Below are 3227 nucleotides of genomic sequence, written 5' to 3' on the forward strand. Positions count from 1 at the left end.
AGGGGGTGGGGTTTCGAGTTCTCCAAAGCTCTTTTTCGACAAGCTGAAAATCGATGCGTTCAGAATAGGACAGTGCGGGGAGGGGGGAGTGAATCGCCAGAACGGTTTTCTTTACGACCGAAGCGGTAATCGCGAAAAAAAAGAGACAGTTCCAGAATTTCCGGTGATGGGGAGGGCAAGCCTGTTTTTCTGGCTCTTGGGTCCTTCCCTGTGACTTCATCAAGGGGAGTCCAGCCACCTTGAAAACCGCCTAGGAGTGAACTTTCCCAAGGGCACTTCGTTTCGCTTTTTGGTCCAGCGCATAGATCGCAAAACTGCCCGCATTGTTGGGAGGCCACGACGCGGATTTTCGCTTTCTGGTAGCCGGGGGGGCGGGTTCGGTCACGTTTCGCGCCCGGCTTTCCACGACAACGCGCAATCGCGAAAAAAAACGGGTTCGTTTTTAAGGCATCCTACCCAAGTAAGAATGGAAAAACCGCCCGCCTCGACTGTGAGGGGACGTTTTGCAGCGAGAAAACGAGCTTTCTTCGGAGCGCCAAAAATCAAAGGTGCATCGGTTCGGCTAGCCAAAGGGTGCGGCTTCGGTTTCCGCTTTTGAGGTGGTATTGGCCCGGCAAGCGGGCGGGGTGCTCGGGTGCGGCAATCAATCCGGCGTCGATTCCCCAAGCTTGGGCCATGTCGCGGAGGCCATCGAGGGCAGCAGGATCGGGAGTCTTGATCCAAACGTGCAAGCTCTTGTTTCCGCTGTGGACGATGGCGGCAAGCTTGGCCTCGCAGACTTCTACAAGCCAACGGGTGACGGCTAGGGCATGGTGAACCAGTGCGTCTCTCTCCGCTTTCGTCTCCGGGGTCTTGCCGTCGAGCTCGTCGAAGTCGAGCACGGTGAAGGGTGAGGATTGGACGTTGCCAGCGGCTCGGCTGAGGGCTCCGGCCTGCCATGTCGCCGGGGAAACCATGGGCCCAAGCTCGGAGAGTTCGGTCTTCTGCCAGTCTGCCACGGTTCGGAAGCGGCCCTGGCCGTGCTCCTCTCCACTCTGCCATGTTTCGCCCGTCCAGATGAGTTCATGCGGGCGGTAGAGGGTGCGGAGGAAGTGGCGCGGGTCTTGGTCCAACTCCATTTCGATTTTTTGGGGGGAGGAATAGAAGGCATCGGCGGGGCTCCATGCGTATTTCTCGCGAATCGCTGCGGCCTTGTTCCTTGCTTCCGTTGCCAGTTCATCGCGGCGGCGTTGCGCGGCTTCTTCCCGGCGGCGTTGCCATTTCCATTCCTCGCGTTGTTCGGTGGTGAAGTTGTCTCCGGTGTCGCTCTTGATTCCGACTAGGCGGAAGATTTCTCTCCGGTGCTCGTGGTCGCCGGAATACTTGGCGCAACCAAACTTGCCGTTGGGTTGAATGACGAGATGTTCGCCTTTGCGGTCGCAACCTTTAGCGGCGCAAGCGGGACAACGGGCGATTGTCTTGCCGTTGGTATGCCTGGCTTTTTCCAGAAGGGAGAGATCAAGGCTTGGGTTGGTGGATGAGTTCATAACTTTTTTCTAAAGTTCGCCAACTTGCCCCACTTCCCCACCTCCGGGGCGGTGAATGAGATAGTGCTTTCTTCCGTTGGTGGTTTTGTCTTCGGTCACGAGTTGGCAGTTGCTTTCAGCCATGCGGGAGAGGTAGCGCCCGCAATTGGTGTCGTGCTTCAGTAGCTCCTTGGCCTGTTGACTGACGGGGTTCTCTCGTTCGGTAAGAATGTTCTCCACGTCCATCGCGGCCATCCACTGCGACTCTCCGGGGGCGAGGCCAAAGAATCCTTTTTCCATCGCGTGATGAATCATGGTTTCCAAACGTCCTTCCGGGGAAATGTCGTGAAGCGAGGCCACTAGCTCGGGGTCTTTCCATGCAACCACGCCCGCCCGCGAATCCTTCAAATGCTCGGGCACGGTGAATTCTTCCAAATGATGAAGAAAGGCAGGGAGTTCCGACCGGATCATGTGTTGAAGCTCTTCTTTCCCTTCTGGCGTTGAGGTATCCACGGGGAGAGTTGCCTTCTTGAAATGGAGAAGTGCAATCTTGTCGCAGGTGTCGGAGTCGAGCGGCGGGATGACGCTCAAGTTCTCCGGGGTCTGATTGCAGCAAACAAGCACGCGCCAGACGGGACGCAAGCTCATGGTCGAGCGGTTGCGGGTGTTGATATTCACCTCGGAGGCATAGACGGCTTCTTTGAATCGCGCTCCAAAGTTCTTCCGGCTGCGAATGTCGGTCGCCGATTGGTTGTCATCAATGCAAAGAAGTTCGCTCCCTAGAAGATCGTCATTCCAGATCGTGTTTCCCGTCCAGACGGTGGCCGGGTTGGCTACTCGCCCGCCAAAGCATTGTTGGACGATCCACGCCAAAAGAGATTTCCCGGCGTTCACTTCGCCCGCCAAGACAAGCATGGGGGCGGGATGGTGAATCCCTGAGCGAATCGCGGCCACGCCTCCCTTGAGCCAGCCTAAGAGAGTGTTGAGGGCATCGGCCTCGGGGAAAGCTTGGGAAAGAATGCTCTTGATAGTGGGACACTCGCCAGCAATGGCGGCGGGAATGTCCGGCCCTTCCATGATGAGCATAGCGAGCCCTTTCCGGTCGTGTCGCAGTCCTCGCTTGTATCCGGCAATGGAGCCGCACCAATCCACCGCCCGATCTACGCTGGCGCAATCCAACAAGTGATTGGCCCGCTCTTTGGCTTCATCGGCTGAGACTCCCTCGTGCTCTTCGAGATAGCGTCTCAATCCAAATTGCACGGGCTTCTTGCGGGCGAAATCGCTGTAACGCTTCCCGGTATCGACGAGGTAATGACCATTGCTTGAGAGGTAGAAAATTCCTTCCGGCGCAAATGAGGCCCGTTTTTCCTCGGGTGGGGTAGTGGGGCAAGTTTCCAATGTTTGGAAATTTTTTGAGTCTGGCTCTTTCAGCTTGGCCAGTTGTTCAGCGGGGTTCTTCATGCCTGATCTCCTTCTTGGTTCGCGCTTGCGATGAAGTCGGCAAGCTCGGCTTCGGTATGCGGGGCGGAAGGGTTGCCCGTCAGAGCAAGTTCCCGTTCGGGGCGATCATCGAGGGCGTAGCATCGGCAAAACCGACACTGGCCAGAGCACTCTTTCCTTGTGGATTCTTGGCTTTTGTGAGACTCTTCCCTTGTCGCCCGCAAACGACTTTTGAGAATCCCTTGGCCCTCGGGTCGAGGGTTTTCTTTTGGGCTCATTGTG

The 3227-nt window shown here is 56.9% G+C and carries 3 protein-coding genes; 1 reads left to right on the forward strand and 2 read right to left on the reverse strand.

Features of this window, described 5'->3' with window-relative positions; all coding sequences use genetic code 11:
* Window positions 1-214, forward strand: a 214-nt coding sequence (locus tag JIN78_RS17400) for a hypothetical protein (RefSeq protein ID WP_234038056.1), incomplete at its 5' end; no start/stop codon positions are given.
* 328 nt (window positions 215-542) lie between these two features.
* Here JIN78_RS17400 and JIN78_RS16555 read toward each other — a convergent pair.
* On the reverse strand, window positions 543-1526 hold the full coding sequence (locus JIN78_RS16555; RefSeq protein WP_200393109.1) for a hypothetical protein: 984 nt from the start codon (window positions 1524-1526) through the stop codon (window positions 543-545).
* A 9-nt stretch (window positions 1527-1535) separates the two neighbouring features.
* The gene (locus JIN78_RS16560; protein ID WP_200393110.1) at window positions 1536-2966 is read right to left on the reverse strand and encodes a hypothetical protein; all 1431 of its coding nucleotides are present in this window, start codon (window positions 2964-2966) and stop codon (window positions 1536-1538) included.
* Window positions 2967-3227 lie beyond the last annotated feature (261 nt).

Source organism: Roseibacillus ishigakijimensis (assembly GCF_016595415.1).
Classification (GTDB): Bacteria; Verrucomicrobiota; Verrucomicrobiia; order Verrucomicrobiales; family Akkermansiaceae; genus Roseibacillus; species Roseibacillus ishigakijimensis.

Bases quoted from the DNA above. Each gene is read 5' to 3' on its own strand.
- JIN78_RS16555 (WP_200393109.1), bottom strand. From the start codon at position 1,526: ATGAACTCATCCACCAACCCAAGCCTTGATCTCTCCCTTCTGGAAAAA.
- JIN78_RS16560 (WP_200393110.1), bottom strand. From the start codon at position 2,966: ATGAAGAACCCCGCTGAACAACTGGCCAAGCTGAAAGAGCCAGACTCA.